General features: G+C 47.1%; 12 protein-coding genes and 1 tRNA gene. 6 read left to right on the top strand and 7 right to left on the bottom strand.

The features are described from left to right. The first annotated feature begins 252 nt into the window (after positions 1–252). A complete protein-coding gene (locus tag A1OO_RS04820) occupies positions 253–537 on the top strand; it encodes a YeaC family protein (RefSeq protein ID WP_016958410.1) in 285 nt (94 codons plus the stop codon). Between the two features lie 90 nt (positions 538–627). Here A1OO_RS04820 and ansA read toward each other — a convergent pair whose 3' ends face one another. Together ansA and sppA are read right to left on the bottom strand one after the other, a co-directional pair. Further along, a complete protein-coding gene (ansA, locus tag A1OO_RS04825; RefSeq protein WP_026024047.1) occupies positions 628–1,638 on the bottom strand; it encodes an asparaginase in 1,011 nt (336 codons plus the stop codon). An 86-nt stretch (positions 1,639–1,724) separates the two neighbouring features. Beyond that, entirely contained in the window at positions 1,725–3,581 is a 1,857-nt protein-coding gene (sppA, locus tag A1OO_RS04830) for a signal peptide peptidase SppA (RefSeq protein ID WP_016958408.1), read from the bottom strand. A gap of 159 nt (positions 3,582–3,740) precedes the next feature. Here sppA and A1OO_RS04835 point away from each other — a divergent pair, with 159 nt between their 5' ends. From A1OO_RS04835 to A1OO_RS04845, 3 genes are all read left to right on the top strand, one after another. Next, positions 3,741–5,750 (top strand): NADPH-dependent 2,4-dienoyl-CoA reductase, encoded by a 2,010-nt coding sequence (locus A1OO_RS04835; protein WP_017004792.1) that lies wholly within the window; start codon positions 3,741–3,743, stop codon positions 5,748–5,750. A 107-nt stretch (positions 5,751–5,857) separates the two neighbouring features. Further along, positions 5,858–6,406 carry an NAD(P)H nitroreductase gene (locus A1OO_RS04840; RefSeq protein ID WP_016958406.1) on the top strand — a complete coding sequence of 183 codons (549 nt, stop codon included), beginning with the start codon at positions 5,858–5,860 and terminating at the stop codon, positions 6,404–6,406. A 111-nt stretch (positions 6,407–6,517) separates the two neighbouring features. Next, complete coding sequence (locus tag A1OO_RS04845) at positions 6,518–8,452, top strand: DNA topoisomerase III (protein WP_017004793.1); 1,935 nt, start codon at positions 6,518–6,520, stop codon at positions 8,450–8,452. On the opposite strand, the gene A1OO_RS04850 is transcribed toward A1OO_RS04845, so the two are convergent. The 5 genes from A1OO_RS04850 to A1OO_RS04870 form a co-directional block, all read right to left on the bottom strand. Then, complete coding sequence (locus A1OO_RS04850; RefSeq protein ID WP_016958404.1) at positions 8,434–10,029, bottom strand: sensor domain-containing diguanylate cyclase; 1,596 nt, start codon at positions 10,027–10,029, stop codon at positions 8,434–8,436. The two genes, A1OO_RS04845 and A1OO_RS04850, sit on opposite strands and share 19 nt — an antisense overlap. A 211-nt stretch (positions 10,030–10,240) precedes the next feature. After that, positions 10,241–10,999: a sulfite exporter TauE/SafE family protein gene (locus tag A1OO_RS04855; RefSeq protein WP_017004794.1), complete on the bottom strand. Its 759-nt coding sequence runs from the start codon at positions 10,997–10,999 to the stop codon at positions 10,241–10,243. A 130-nt stretch (positions 11,000–11,129) separates the two neighbouring features. Further along, positions 11,130–11,206, bottom strand: a tRNA-Pro gene (locus A1OO_RS04860). A 132-nt stretch (positions 11,207–11,338) separates the two neighbouring features. Further along, a complete protein-coding gene (locus tag A1OO_RS04865) occupies positions 11,339–13,213 on the bottom strand; it encodes a DUF3413 domain-containing protein (protein ID WP_017004795.1) in 1,875 nt (624 codons plus the stop codon). A 56-nt stretch (positions 13,214–13,269) separates the two neighbouring features. After that, positions 13,270–13,488: a YejL family protein gene (locus tag A1OO_RS04870; RefSeq protein WP_016958401.1), complete on the bottom strand. Its 219-nt coding sequence runs from the start codon at positions 13,486–13,488 to the stop codon at positions 13,270–13,272. Between the two features lie 76 nt (positions 13,489–13,564). Between A1OO_RS04870 and yejK the strand changes: the two genes are divergently transcribed. Both yejK and A1OO_RS04880 read left to right on the top strand, forming a co-directional pair. After that, positions 13,565–14,578 carry a nucleoid-associated protein YejK gene (gene yejK, locus A1OO_RS04875; protein WP_016958400.1) on the top strand — a complete coding sequence of 338 codons (1,014 nt, stop codon included), beginning with the start codon at positions 13,565–13,567 and terminating at the stop codon, positions 14,576–14,578. Between the two features lie 357 nt (positions 14,579–14,935). After that, a complete protein-coding gene (locus A1OO_RS04880) occupies positions 14,936–16,075 on the top strand; it encodes an Hpt domain-containing protein (protein ID WP_241819043.1) in 1,140 nt (379 codons plus the stop codon). The last annotated feature ends 36 nt before the right edge of the window (positions 16,076–16,111 follow it).

Here is a 16,111-nt window from a genome sequence, read left to right on the forward strand (position 1 = left end):
ACACAAGGTGGCAAAAACTGTGGATTTGCTCAAGCAAGCAAGTGCGTATTCATTATAAAATCATTACTATTGGACTGGCTGAATTGCTTAACCCAGTACCAAAGCATGGTAAAGGCATGTATCAATACATGATAAAAGACTGGTATTGATTTTGTCGTTATTATTGCCTAATTGTTTTGAACGCCCACGATATAGTACGAGTTAGCATACAAATTAAGCCAGATATCGAGGCATGTAACCCAGGGAATAGACATGGATATTGAACAGTTGTTGTCCAGCATTACGCCTGAAGCTTATGATCGTTTGAGCTTTGCGGTTGAAACAGGGAAGTGGCCTGAAGGTACGCCTTTGTCGCAAGAGCAACGTGACCATGCGATGCAAGTTGTCATGCTTTATCAATCGCGTCATAACACCGAGCCACAACATATGACGGTGGCGGCTGGCGGTGACATTACGTTGAAATCGAAATCGGCGCTTCAGCGCGAATTCGCAAAAAATCAGGAAACGATTATTCAGAAAAATGTAAACGACGAGTAATTGGATTTTGAATAAAATAAAAAACGGCATTTATGCCGTTTTTTTATTTTATGACTGTCACTGTCCATTTACTTATCGCAGTACTTTGGCTTAGAGCGTGAGTTCACCACGTAAGTCTTGCTGAAGTAAGTTGCGAACCTGTTCAATGGGCAAATCTTGACTGAGTAAATAATGAAGTTTTGCTAATGCAGCTTCTGGCGTCATGTCGTAACCACTCAATACTCCGGCTTCTGCAAGAGCACAACCTGTAGCATACCCGCCCATATTGACCTTTCCAGCGAGACATTGGGTAAGGTTAAGCACAACAACACCGCGATTGGTTGCTTCTCTCAATAATCCTAACAGTTCTTTGTTTTGCGGTGCGTTACCCACACCAAAGGTCAGTAAGATCATCGCATTCACTGGCTGCTTCAGTGCATTTCGGACTACGTCAGGAGAAATGCCTGGGTACATCATAATGATGGCAACAGGTTGCTCTGTAATCGTATGTACTTTGAAAGCCCCTTCCGGCTTTTTGTCAATCTCAGCACCATGCAATTGGATATTGATTCCCGCATCCACAAGTGGTGGTAGGTTCGGCGACGTGAATGCATTGAAGCCATCTGCGTGAGACTTGGTGCTTCTATTGCCTCGCAACAATTGATTGTTGAAGAACAAGGTGACTTCGTTGATTGGGTAATTGGCTGCGATGTGCAGGGCGTTTAGCAAGTTCGCTTGCCCATCCGAACGTAGTTCGGCCAATGGGATCTGTGACCCCGTGACAATAACTGGCTTATCCAGATTCTCCAGCATGAAAGACAATGCCGAGGCGGTATAAGCCATGGTGTCAGTGCCATGCAAAATAACAAACCCGTCATAGTTGTCGTAGTTGTCGCGTATATCGTCAGCAATGCGTTGCCACTCAGCGGGCGTCATGTCAGCAGAATCAATGAGCGGGATATACTCATGAATGGTGAATTCTGGCATCTCAGGACGATGGAATTCCGGCATCTGCTTGAGCTGTTGTTGCATGAAGCCTGAAACGGGGATGTAACCCTGCTCGGATTTCAGCATGCCGATAGTGCCGCCAGTGTAGGCGATATATATGTGTTTTCTTTCCATCATCACAAATTCATTGTTGCCAAGGTCGTGGGCGCATTATACGTATCGAATTCATTAAAAAAACCCCGGCGCTTGCCGGGGAGTTCTCAGTTGTCGTAATAACTGCAATTTGGGCAAAGAGCATATTGTCCATTTGGATCATTGAAGTTATTAAGGTGATTTATTTCAGTCGCTGCAGTGTTGGCAAAATGTTGTACTGCTGCTGGTAGTTTGATGTTTGTGTTCAAATCAAGCTTCACTATGGCTTGATTGACAATGTCATAGATAAACTGCTGAGCGGGTGTTAGTGGTTCTTCGAGCCAGTTCAACGAGTAGTCGTCAATGTTAGCCAGTTCAGCGGCAACGGCAACGGCGTCATCAAAGTCACCCAGTTGATCGACTAAGCCTCGCTTCATTGCGTCGTAGCCTGTCCACACTCGACCTTGCGCGATCTGATCAACGTCTTCGATAGAAAGGTTGCGTTGGCTTGCGACCAGCCCAATGAAGCGCTGATAGCCGTTTTCAATGCCAAGTTGCATAATGTCGGCAACCCCTTCAGGCAATGCGCGCGTCACGCCGACACCCGCAAACGGTGTGGTGCCAATGCCATCGTTGTATACGCCGTATTTTGCTAAGGCGTCTTCAAAGGTGGTCAGGATACCAAAGATACCGATTGACCCTGTGATTGTGGTCGGTTGTGCCAGAATGCGATTAGCACTGGCGGCAATCCAATATCCGCCAGATGCTGCGACGCTGGACATCGACACCACAACAGGCTTACCCGCTTCTTTGAGCGCCTCTACTTCATTGCGGATGACTTCGGACGCAAATGCACTGCCTCCCGGACTGTCTATGCGAAGCACCACGGCTTTCACTGCGTCGTTAAGGCGAGCATCGCGAAGCAATGCTGCGGTGGTGTCACCGCCGACAGTGCCTTCAGATTCAAAGCCATCAACGATGGCTCCGCTGGCAACAACGACCGCGATTTGGTCTGCTTTTGGTAAGCGGAACTGGAGTGATGAGTAGTCATAAACACTGACATAATTGAAGCTGTCTTCTCCATTGCTACCAAACGTTTCTGCAAGCTTAGTGCGAATCTGTTGTCGTGTTAGAAGCTCATCGACCAGACCCAAGCGTTTTGAAAGCTGCGCAAAATCACCGTTCACTGCTTTGAGTTCATCAAGTAACGTTTGCGTATCAGGCGACAGTTGCTCAACACTCAATTCGCGATTTAACGCCACGTCTTCGACATAGGCGCCCCAAAGCTGGTTGAGCCAAACAGAGCTAGCTTCTCGCGCTTCTTGTGACATTTCCGTTCGTGTATACGGCTCAACAAACGACTTGTATGTCCCCACGCGAAACACATGCGTTGTGATATCGAGCTTATCGAGTAGATCTTTGAAATACAGATTGAACGAACCGTAGCCACGCAGCAGTACCGCACCATCGGGTGCCATGTAGATCTCGTCAGCGTAGCTGGCTAGATAGTACTGGCTTTGGTTGTAGTGGCCACCAATCGCAACAACGGGTTTACCGGTTGCTTTGAACTCATTGATGGCTTTCGCAATGTAACGCAACTTGGTGAGGCTGGTTTCAGACATGTCTGACAGGCTCAGTACCATGCCGTTAATGTTATCGTCTTTTGCGGCCGTGCGAATTTGCTCAACAATATCGAAGAGGACATTTTCAAATTCAACCTGCTGGCCAAAAAGGTTGCGAGTAGCAAAATCATAAGGATCAATTCTGCGTTGCTTCTCGACGATAGGTCCCGATATATCAAGCAATAGCGCTTGAATCGGTTGTTCTGTTGGTTCTTGCGAGATGACATCATCGTCTGTCACGACGTAATAGACCAACACAATGGCGGCGATGAAAAACAGATTCAACACCAATTGACGAGCGAAACCTAGAATCTTCCAGCACCATTTCAATAAGGTGCCAAAGAATTTAAAAAGCGTTTTCATTTGTTTACCCAGCTTCTTTTCATATCTGTAATCGTAACTAATCCTGTTTAGATAACCTAGCTTTGATTTATGTTGTAAAAATGTAAACAAACGTTTGAAACTTCTGTTTGACGGGTTTATGGTTGTGTAATCAGAATAACAATACGATGGAAGCGTAGAATGAACTTGCCGTACCCTCACTTACTCGCGCCACTGGATCTTGGTTTTACGCAGTTGAAAAACCGTGTACTGATGGGATCAATGCATACTGGTCTAGAAGAATCGAACGATGGTTTTAAAAAGCTAGCAGCCTTCTATGCTGAACGAGCTAAAGGTGGCGTTGGCTTGATTGTGACGGGCGGTTTCTCACCGAATTTCCGTGGACGTTTGCATCCTCTCAGTGCGCAGTTTAGCAGTGGGCGAGCAGCACGCGCACACCGGACTATCACCGAAGCGGTGCATGAAAATGGTGGAAAAATTGCGCTCCAATTGTTGCATGCAGGTCGTTATGCCATGCATCCTTTTTCGCTTAGTGCTTCCGAGATCAAAGCCCCTATTTCTAAGTTTACGCCGTCTGCCATGAGTGAGCGTCAAATCCTGAATACCATTAAGGATTTTTCAAAGAGTGCAGAATTGGCCAGAGAAGCGGGCTATGACGGTATCGAAATCATGGGTTCGGAAGGTTATCTGATTAACCAGTTCATTTGCGCCCGCTCAAATACACGTTATGACGGCTGGGGCGGCAGTTACCAAAACCGCATTCGTTTCCCTATCGAGATTGTTAAAGCTGTTCGCGAACGGGTAGGACATGATTTCATTATTATCTTCCGTCTTTCTATGCTTGATCTTGTCGAGCAAGGTAGCACCCATGATGAAGTGGTTGAGCTAGCCAAGGCACTTGAAGCGGCGGGCGTGACCATTATTAATACAGGTGTTGGTTGGCACGAAGCGCGTATCCCGACCATCGCCACTCAGGTGCCACGCGCGGCCTTTAGCTGGGTGACAGAACGCCTAAAAGGTGAAGTATCTATCCCATTGGTAACTTGCAACCGCATTAACACCCCTGAGGTCGCTGAAAATATTTTGGCAAGCGGTCAAGCAGACATGGTCTCGATGGCCCGTCCGTTTTTGGCTGATGCAGAATTTGTTGTCAAAGCTGAGCAAGATAAAGCCGACGACATCAATACTTGTATCGCGTGTAATCAGGCGTGTCTTGACCACGTATTCAAAGGCAAGCGCGCTAGCTGTCTCGTTAATCCGCAAGCGTGCTACGAAACTGAGCTGGTGATTTCTCCCGCTGTCAACAAACGACGCGTCGCGGTTGTTGGTGGTGGCATGGCGGGGATGTCATGCGCAGTGACAGCAGCAGAGCGCGGTTTTGATGTGGTGCTATTTGAAAAGAGTGACAGGCTAGGCGGCCAGTTCAATTTGGCGATGCAAATTCCTGGCAAAGAAGAATTTAAAGAATCTATTCGTTACTTCACTCGCAAAGTGGCGCAATTCAATATTGAAGTCAGGCTCAATCAGCTCGTTGATGCACAGATGCTCAAAGCGTTTGATGAAGTGGTGATTGCAACGGGCGTGAAGCCACGTATTCCCGCTATTCAGGGCATTGATCACCCGAAAGCGATTGATTACCAGACGCTCATTCGAGACAAGCCCACACTGGGTTCTCGTGTCGCGGTTGTTGGCGCGGGTGGTATTGGTATTGATGTGGCAACCATGATCACCGAGCCTGAAGATCACAAGCTGGAAGATTGGCTAAAAGATTGGGGCATTGATCAAACCCTGTCTCATGAGGGAGGGTTGCTGCCACAGCCTCATTATGTTGCCCAGCGTCAAGTGTGGTTGCTGCAACGTAAGCCTGGCAAGGTTGGCAAAGGGCCCGGTAAAACGACGGGTTGGATACATCGTCGAACACTTGAGAAACGTGGTGTCGAGCTACTGGGTGGTGTCAGCTACGAAAAAATAGATGATGCCGGTCTGCACATTACGTTGGAAGGGCAGTTACATATTTTGCCCGCCGATCATGTCATCATCTGCGCCGGGCAAGAGTCAGTGAATGATTTGGCCGATCAGTTGGAAAGCCAAGGTCAGAAGCCTCATATCATTGGCGGTGCAGAAAAGGCCGGTGAGCTTGATGCGAAGCGAGCCATTCGTCAAGGTGTTGAACTCGCGATAGCCCTTTAAGAACATCGACGATTAATCCACAAAACCCGGAGGGAGTTGTTCTTTCGGGTTTGTGTTATTTTTAGGGGCAATAACAGCGATTTTATTTACTAGTCATTGGGATCTTCATGGACGCATTACATTTACTCACCCAACGTCGTTCTATTCCTCGTTTGTCTGCGCCAGCCCCTCAGGGTGATGCGCTTGAAAATATGCTGGCGGCAGGTCTTCGTGCTCCTGATCATGGCGCGTTAACGCCGTGGGAGTTTGTGGTTGCGACAGGCGAAGGTTTAGATAAGCTTTCTTCCATCCTAAAACGCGCTGCTCAAGCTGATAATGAAGAAGATGCCGTGGTGGAAAAAGCCGCGAACTCGCCTTTTCGCGCACCCATGGTGATCACCGTAATAGCGCGTACTAAGCAGCACGATAAGGTACCTGTGATTGAGCAGCATATCTCTGCGGGTTGTGCTGCGCAGGCAATGCAAATGGCAGCCGTTGCACAGGGCTATCAAGGCTTTTGGCGCACAGGGAAATGGGCTTATCATCCTGTCGTGCGTGAAGCGTTTGGTGTGTCGGGCGATGATGAAATTGTCGGCTTCCTTTACATCGGGACGCCAGATTGCACACCGGCTAATGCCCCCAAACGTGATACCAGCAAATACGTTTCTTACCTCTAAGGCTACACCTCATGCCACCTCACAATTAACTGGATAAATATCCAGTTAATTGTTGTTAAGCCCTTTTAATTTCGCTAAATTGTCGACAATTGCTCTGTTTGATGGTTTCCCATGGCCCGACTCTTTGTTGCAGAAAAGCCCAGTCTTGGTCGCGCAATCGCTGCCGCTTTACCCAAGCCCCATAAAAATCACGATGGTTATGTCCAGGCTGCCAATGGCGACGCGGTAACCTGGTGTATTGGTCATCTGCTTGAACAAGCAGAGCCTGACGCTTACGACGAAAAATACAAAGTATGGCGTTTAGACGATCTTCCAATATTGCCTGAACCATGGATTCTGAAACCACGAAAATCTGCGGCTAAACAGCTTTCAGTGGTAAAAAAACTGCTCCGCCAATTTGACGATATTATCCACGCGGGTGACCCTGATCGAGAGGGGCAGCTGTTGGTGGATGAAGTGTTTAGTTATGCCAAATTGGCGGACAAGAAAAAACAGCGCATACAACGTTTGCTGATAAACGACCTTAACGTATCTGCCGTGAAAAAAGCGTTATCAGCCATGCGCAGTAACCTCGATTTTGTCCCGCTTTCTGTCTCGGCGCTGGCTCGCTCTCGTGCCGATTGGCTGTATGGCATGAATATGTCTCGCGCATACACATTGCTGGGTAAGCAGGCAGGGTATCAGGGTGTGTTGTCGGTAGGGCGCGTACAAACCCCAGTGCTTGGTTTGGTCGTGCGTCGTGACAGAGAAATCGCGGCATTTATGCCGAAACCTTTTTACCAGCTTGATGCAGTCATTCCTTATCAAGGCAGTGATATTTTGGCGCGTTGGCAGCCGAGCGAATCGTGCCAGCCATGGCAAGATGAAGAAGGTAGGGTACTCTCGCGTAAATTGGTGGAAAATGTCGCCCAGCGTATTGTTAATCAACCTGCTACGGTTGTCGTGTCTGAACGCAAAGGTACAAAGCAAGCCCCACCGCTGCCTTACAGCCTGTCTGCACTTCAAATTGATGCCGCCAAACGCTTCACCATGAGTGCGGTTGATGTATTAGCGTGTTGTCAGTCGTTGTACGAAAAACATAAAGTCATCACCTATCCGCGTTCGGACAGTCGCTATTTACCGAAAGATCATTTGAAAGAAGCGTCTACCGTAACAGCAGCAATTGGCAACACGGTGTCTTCGCTCAGTGATGCGGTGAAAAACGCTAACTTGTCGTTGAAATCCAAAGCGTGGAACGACAGCAAAGTAGAAGCGCACCATGCGATTATTCCAACAGGGAAGAGCAGCAATGCGTTAAGTGGCAGAGAGCGTGATGTTTATGAGCTGATCGCCCGCCAATACCTGATGCAGTTTTACCCTGCGGCTGAATATGTAGAAGCAAAGCTCGATTTTGATATTGCGGGAGGCATCTTCATTGCCAAAGGCAAACAGTTGACTCTGCCCGGATGGCGGGCATTGTTAACGCGAGATAACGCAGCGCAAAAAGAAGATATAGAAAGTCAGGTGCCACCGTTAAACAAAGGCACTGTGCTGACGTGCGCACGAGGTGAAATTAAAGATTGTATGACTGAGCCACCAAGGCATTTTACTGAAGCGACGTTGTTGCAAGCGATGACTGGCATTGCACGATTTGTGAAAGAAGCGTCGTTAAAAAAAATACTGAGGGATACAGACGGATTAGGCACAGAAGCGACCCGCGCTGGCATTCTGGAATTGTTGTTTAAACGTCGTTTACTCTCGCGTGAAGGTAAGCAAATAAGAGCTACTGCATCGGCGTGTGGTCTTATTGATGCATTACCAGAAAAAGCGGCTTACCCTGACATGACCGCGCATTGGGAGCGCCAGCTGCAAGATATGGCCGAAAAGAAGGGGGCCTATCAGCCGTTCATGTCGGCGTTGGAATCGGAATTGTTGGACTTAATGAATGCTGTAAGGAAAGGGCCAGTACCCGAGAGCCTGCGTTCGCTGCCGTCTCAGCCTAATCCATTCAAGAAGAAAAGAGGAAACGGCGGCGCTGGTCGTAAACGCTATAAAACGAAGGCCTGATTTTTCCCGCTGCTTTTCGCTTCATAAAGCGCAACATCGGCATCAATAAACAATTGCTGCTGGCTGTTAGGTTTGTCTGGAATGCAGGTTTTCCCGCCGATGCTGACAGTCACATAAGGGCAAATAGGTGAATCATCATGTGGGATCTGTAGCGCTGTGATCGCGTCCAATGCGCGGTCAGCTACGGATTTTGCATTTTCCCTGTTGCTGCCTGGCAGCAAAAAGACAAATTCTTCCCCCCCAAATCGCGCAAGGATTGCGCCAGCTCTTCGTTCGACTTGGCTTAGCGTCTTAGCCACTTGAGCGAGGCATTTGTCACCTAAGGCGTGACCATATAAATCGTTGTACTGTTTGAAGTGGTCAATATCGACGATCAAAATAGAAAGCGGTGTTTGATAACGCATGGCTCTACGCCACTCTTCTTCCATTTTCTCATCAAGCATACGTCGATTAGGAACCTTGGTCAGGCTGTCTTCGCGCGAAATTTGGTTTAGGCGCTTATTCACTTCTTCTAGCTGGGCAGTGCGATCGGCTACCCGCTGTTCAAGTGATAGGTTAAGCAGCTTCAACTCGTCTTGGGAGCGACGCTGAATAAGGTGTTGTGACATGGTCACACCCAATAGTTTCAGCAACTCGCTATGGTAACTCTTGAGAGGCGTATGTGTGATCAGGTTATCGCAGGCTATCCAGCCGATTGGCTCGTCACCATCCCAAAGCGAAATCGTCGCGTTCCATCCTTTACCCACTTCGACGTTGTCATGAAACAGGGCTGTACCTTCGTTGATGTTGATGTGCTGTTTCTTATCAAGTGTCGTCTTCGCGTGATAGTGCTCATACATGGCAGTGCAATACCATTGCTCATTGGTGACAGTGCCATTGATGTCGGTACCGTAGGTACCGCGCATTAGTCCGGTGTGGCTATTAAGAAGAAATATCGCCATTCGGTCGAAATCGAGCGCATGAATGCATTCGTAGACTGCCGTGTGAAGCATATTGTCGAGAGAGTGCGAGTGCCAAAGACGTAGAGAGATCTTGTGCAGAATATGTAGCTGCTCGAGTAGCCCTTTTTGAGAACAGACTTCTTGAACTCGCTTTTCTTCGGTCTTTTGATGATGAGATCTTTCTAACAAAAATGCATGGTGTTGAAGGTGGCTATCTAATGCACCGGAAATTAAGAGAGACAGCATCTCAAGGGCATGACGGTCGACATGGTATTTATGCGGTGTCTTTAATAGCAGATAGCCATAACTGCTTCCTCTGATTTTAAGAGGGATCAGTTGATTGAACACATCGTTATAAAGGTGATCGCTTTCTGCTGTTAATAGACTAGTTAACAATAAATCGTCATGTTCACTGATGGGTATCATGGGCGAGAACAGCTGAAAGTGTCGTGGCTTAATGTCAGCCAACTGCTGCCAACCAGCATGATTTTCGTCGTTGATGAGTAATTGGCTGCGCGCATCCGTGAATTGCTTCGTAAATGCGAGACCAAGAGCCAGACAGAAATCGTTAAGATCCTTCTGTGGACAAATAGCTTCTCCTACCTTGAGGCAGAATGCGTAATCCAGAGCAATCATGCCCTATGACTCCCTTAGTGACTGACGAAAAGTGTGATTTTGCTTCTAATATTTTTCAGCAAGTATGACAGCAATTAGTATCATAATTTGCGGATTGTCCATCATCTTCGACTGACGTCACAGCTGAGATTTGTAGGTTGTGATGTAAGTAAATGTTTTTGATATCAGCTAGTAGCCACTTGAATTTTAAATGAAAAATATGTGGCTGACGTCACGATGTGTACGCGAAAATACAACCCACTAAAGTCATTAGAAACAAGAACCATTTTAAGGTGCTGGCATTGGCTTTGATGGCAAATTTCACTGCCAACCATGCCCCTGCCATGGAGCCAATAGCGAGCAGTACACCGGGTAGCCATAAGATGAGATCTTGCCAGATAAAGATGATGAGAGAGACAGAAGTGAAAGCGAGAGTACAGACGAGCTTGAGTGCATTGCCGCGCACGAGATCATAGCGCAAGGTTCCACATAGTGCTGCCAGCAACACGAAACCGACGCCTGCTTGCACAAAGCCGCCGTAAAATCCGGCGATGCCCAGCCCAACCCATGAGGCTGGGGTGTCTTTCATCATCCGAAAGGGTTCGTTAGCATCGGGGCTGACCATGCTGGGCTTCACAAGCATGATGAAGGCCATAAGTAGCATGGTCCCGAGTAGTATTGGCTTAATAATGCTTGAAGGCAGCCACGCTGCTGCTGAGGCTCCTGCAATACCCCCTATCAACGTGGGAATGAGTATTGGGATAAGATCGGTTTGCTCAAGTCGTTTGTGGTGACGAAAACCCGCTACGCCTGCAACACTTTGCATCAGGACACCTACACGGTTGGTTGCATTTGCGATTTCAGCGGGCATGCCTAAGACAATCAGTGCTGGAATGGTCAGGTTCGAACCGCCGCCCGCCAGTGTGTTAATAATCCCGGCGATAAACCCGAGAACGACCAGCAGTACGCCAAATTCAATCGAGACTTCCATATCTTCAATCCAAAGTAATAACTTTAAGGGAAACGCTTTAGCAACCGCATTTTGATACTAACCGATGCATGGCTGAGTTTCTAAAACGGAAAAAGCCCGCAGCGAAATGCTGCGGGCTTTTTAAAAATAATGGTCGGTCTGAGAGGATTTGAACCTCCGACCCCTGACACCCCATGACAGTGCGCTACCAAGCTGCGCTACAGACCGACTCCACGAAAGTCATGTTACGAACACATGATTTGAGTGTCAATCGACTTTCTTCATTTAGTTGGCGTATTTCAATCATTTGGACAAAAAAACAAGGCAGCCACTTAGGCTGCCTATGCATCAGTTTTTGCATTAGCTTTCGTCTGGATGATAAAACCGCTTGAGTTCGTGCATCACCTGCATGAGTACAGATAGCTGAGGTTTACCTTCAGGTTGTAACTTGTAATTACTGTCATAGATGCGGTAATTACCAAATTTGTCTACCACGGTTGTCTTGTCTGGCTGAACCACGACAATGTCGCGGCTATCACCTGCAATCACCCATCGACGTGGCTTATCAGCAAGCTCGAACAGATTGCGACCGCTGGTATAAAGCTCCGCAGGGCTGTCTACAGCCAGCATGGACTCCATTAGCGTCGGTACGATGTCCAAGTGTGAACTGTAGGCGTCGACTTCTCGTGGGCTTTGATTTGGCCAATGAACGACCAAAGGCACTTGCAACTGGTATTGGCTGTAGTTGGTATTGGCGCCCCAACTGTTTGAACCGGTTTCATTGAATTCTGTGCCATGGTTTGCGGTAACCATCACCACGGTGTTATCAAGCTGACCATTCTGTTCAAGTGTGTCAAAAAGTTCGCCCAACAAGCCATCAACGTAATATGCCGCATTGTTGTAGCTGTTTTTCAGTACGAGTGCGGTGTGATCGCCAACGTTGGCAAGCTCATTGTCTAGAGAAGGTTGGAATGGGCGGTCATAGTCGCCACCTTGTTCATACTCGGTGACGCTTTTTAGCTCAAGATAGGCAAACCAAGGTTTTTTGCTATCGCCTTGTTTGATCCACTTGTCCAAATTGTCGGCGGCCATATGGTCAGCAACCCAAGCCTCGTTTGAGTTAACTTTCGTCGTGTTTTCTAGGTGTTTGCCGAAAATACTCTGGTAGTAAATTGGGTTTTCAAAGCTGTCGGCACTAAATAAGCCAAAGCGATAGCCTTTTTTATCGAGTGTGTCGATAAGTACAGGGCTTAGGCCTTCAGTGCGAGCACTTTGTGCATAGCTGCCAGGCAGACCATAAAACAATCCGAAGATACCCGCCATTGCATCATTGCTGGAGCTGTAATGATGGGAAAACGTCATGTTATCTTTGCCGAACTGGCTGAGGTTTGGCATGACGACTGGGTCGAGCATATCGGCACGAAGACCATCAACCATTACAATCAGTAGATTCTGTTTGTAGCTTGATGCATCTGCGGCGAATGAGATTTTTTCCAGCGGATAGCGAATGACTTCGCTTTCTTGGTTGCCGAGTTCGTCACGACGACGTTGATATTCCTGACGATCAAGCAAGCCATATTTTTCCATGAAGGTTTTGGCCGTCATAGGATAAGAAATGGGGAAATTAGAGCGCTGTGCGGTCACCGGGCTATACAAGAATGCATCTGCCCAGATGTGAATGAGGTGACTTCCAAGAAAGCAGACGGCGAACACAGCGGCAATTGGCACGCCAACACGCTTGCGAGAAAGCTTACGGAGTTTGCGCCAAACCCATTCAGACATGGCTATTTCAAGAAGGAAAATAGCAGGCACGACAACAAATAAATATTGCCAGTGGGCGTTCATGTCAGTTTTTTCGCCGCTTAATAGCAGCTCCCACACCAATGGATTGAGGTGGAGGTGTAAAGTTTCGAAGGCGTAAATATCCAACAGCAGTATTGTCATGCCTGCTGTGGCAACGAGAACGGCAAACAGCCTCATGAGTCGTTGAGACGGAATGAGGAAGCTTGCCGGGAAAATCACCAGAATGTAGACAGCGAAAACAATAAAACCGAAGTGACCAACCCAAGTCAGCAACTGATAAGTTTGTCCGATCAATGTCTCGGGCCAACCGGATTGCGCTATGTAGCGCGTCCCCAGCAACATGGCTGCGATAATATTGAAAAAGCTAAACCAGTGTCCCCAGCTTATCAGCTGTGACACCTTGTCCCTGTATGTATTTCCGCTGTCTACCATAAAGGCCAATTATTCTCTTTGTTTTACTGTGCGCGTAAATTTCCGACGCGGTCTTATTACTCTGTATCGATTGAAGACAGCAGAGCTTGAGCAAATTTTTCCGCAATCACTTTTCGCTGCGCAGCTGGCAGGTTGTTATTCATCAGATTAGTAGCAATGTTGCCCACCACCATCAGTGAAAGGTCAGTCGAAGCTTTGTGCTTTTCAAGAACATTGACCACATCGTTGAGGATCTGTTCAACGTTTTTATCTTGATATTTAGAAGTAACAGGCATAGAAACTCTTGTCTTGTGTCAGCAGAAGCCGCGTATAATACCTCACACTCTAGTCTGACGAAAAATGTTTTCAATTATGAGCCTCACGCTTTCAAACGTTATTCTTCATCAACTTAAAAAAGATAGTGAAGATTCATTGGTCGTGCACCTGAGAGATCAGATGCTAACTCATTCACCTTCAACGGAAAATTTGATCAGCGAAGTCCATCGTGTGTACAACGCCAAAGCGGCAAAAGGTTTTGGCCAGTTTGCCGAAGAAAGCGATGTTGCCAGTTGGTTGAAAGCATGCCGTAAGCAAGAACTCGATTTTCTATCATTTTCATCTCAATCGGCAGAGCGATTAAAAACGGAGTTATCCAAATATCCTTTTGCTGATGAAGGGGTGTTAGTGATCGCGGAATACCGTTCACTTGCAACGGAATATCTGTTCATTGGTTTGTTAGAATCGAAAGCCAGCATGAAAGTCACGGATGATCTGGAGATCAGCTCGACCGACTACCTTGATGTGGCCAAAATGGACATTGCTGCGCGTATTGATTTATCAACATGGGAAACCGATGCGCAATCAAACCGCTATTTGACCTTCATCAAAGGGCGTGTCGGCCGCAAAGTGGCAGATTTCTTCCTCGATTTCATGCAAGCCGAAGTTGGCATGGATACGAAGCAGCAAAACCTTGTTCTGATGCAGGCCGTCGAGGATTACTGTGCGGATTCGCGCTTGGAGAAAGAAGAAAAGCAAGAATATCGTAAACAAGTTTATGACTACTGCAACGGTCAGCTTCAGGCTGGTGACGAAGTGATCGTCAAAGAGCTTGCGAGTGAGTTGCCAAAAAATGATCAGGGTGTTGATTTCTATCAGTTCGCCTCTGAGCAAGGTTATGAACTGGAAGAGAGTTTCCCTGCCGACAGAACATCCATGCGAAAGCTGACTAAATTTGTGGGCGGCGGCGGTGGTTTGTCGATTAATTTTGACAGCATGTTGCTTGGAGAGCGTGTTTTTTACGATCAAGCGACTGATACGCTGACCATCAAAGGCACCCCGCCAAATCTGCGAGACCAATTAACACGCCGCTTAAACGTCGAAGAGTAACACTTGTGTGCATACGCCTTGTTTGTCATGTCCTTTGCGAACAATGCGTATGCGCAATCATACAAGTTTTCCCCAATGTGTTTGCAAAATAAGACAAATTACCTAATTTTAAGTAAGTGTTGTAAAACTATTACTTTGTCTCGCAGACCGTGCGTGATAAATGTGTAGGCATCTGAACTCATTAGGGTTGAATTCAAAAAACAAGGACCGCCAGTGACACCGCTTCCTCTATTGTCTCAATTAAACCAAAAGCTCACCTTAAACGCGCGCCGACGCACGCTGACGCATTGGTTGTCCCTGTTGCTGTGGGGAGGGTTTATTGTGTCTTTTTGCTATGCACTATTTGCGTATACAGATATGAAGCATACGAAAGATCACACGACGCACATCGTTAAATTGAACAATGCCGCACAACAGTTGCGCCAAACGGTGTCGGCTTCCATGTTGAACCAAGACAAAGAGCGTAAGAACCTTGAGCAAGAGGTTCAGCACTTTCGATATCTGTTACTGCGTACCAAATCGCACACTATCGAAGACAATTGGGATGATATTCAGCAAACGTTGTTAGATGCGGATGCGTTTGTTGAAGATGTCGATAATCTACTTGCATCAATTTACGCCGTATCGAGAGTCACTGAGCAGCTTAAGCATCTCTTGGATTCTCGCTCTTCTCCAGAGCTTACGGCACTGTATCAATCCGTCAGTAGTTATCTTTTATTCGAGCTACATGGTTTTAATCATGGCACCGAGACTGATCGTGTTGAGCGCTTTAACCGCTATATCTCCGAGATTGAAGGTGAACTGACAAGATTGGAATCCAACGTTGAACACGTGCAACTTTATACCTTGTATACGAGTTTGGAGCGTATTAATCGACAGTTTGAAAGTGTCGATGCCGTGATCAATCATAAATTTGTTCGTTCAATGACTCAGCAACAAACCTATTGGACAACACAAGTATTGGCGCTGCTTGATAACACGATTTCAGCACTGTTTGTGGCTTTTACTCTGTTGATTGCTCAGGTAATACTGAGGTATAGCGTTGTTAGTACTCAGACAGATAATCTGCAAACTAACAGCATGAAAAAAGAAGTGAGTGAGGCCAATGCGGTTAGGCCATTCCAATCTGCCGATCTTTCCGAACCACTTTTTGATGGCACCATTTTGCAAGAGCAACTAGAAGATGACATGTCAGCTGTTGAATCTGTATTAACCATGTTCGTTGCGGAACACCAAGGTGACGGTCACGCTCTCGAAAAACACGTAGAAATGGGTGAAATTGCTCGAGCCCGTTCGTTAATGCATAACTTAAAGGGGGTTTCCGGCAATATCGGAGCGACTGCGTTACAAGCGTATTGCACGAGCGCTGAAGCGACGCTCAGACAAGGAATGCCAATCGACCTTGCCTCTGTCAAACAATTTCAAAAGTTGTTGAGCCTCACCATCCAAGCTGTTTTGAAAGATATGGAACAGTCTCATAAAACCACCGTGTCTTGAGGGCTGAACGTGCTTGCGAAGGATCTACCCTGGTAT

Origin of the sequence: Enterovibrio norvegicus FF-33 (genome assembly GCF_000286835.2) — a bacterium.
Classification (GTDB): Bacteria; Pseudomonadota; Gammaproteobacteria; order Enterobacterales; family Vibrionaceae; genus Enterovibrio; species Enterovibrio norvegicus_A.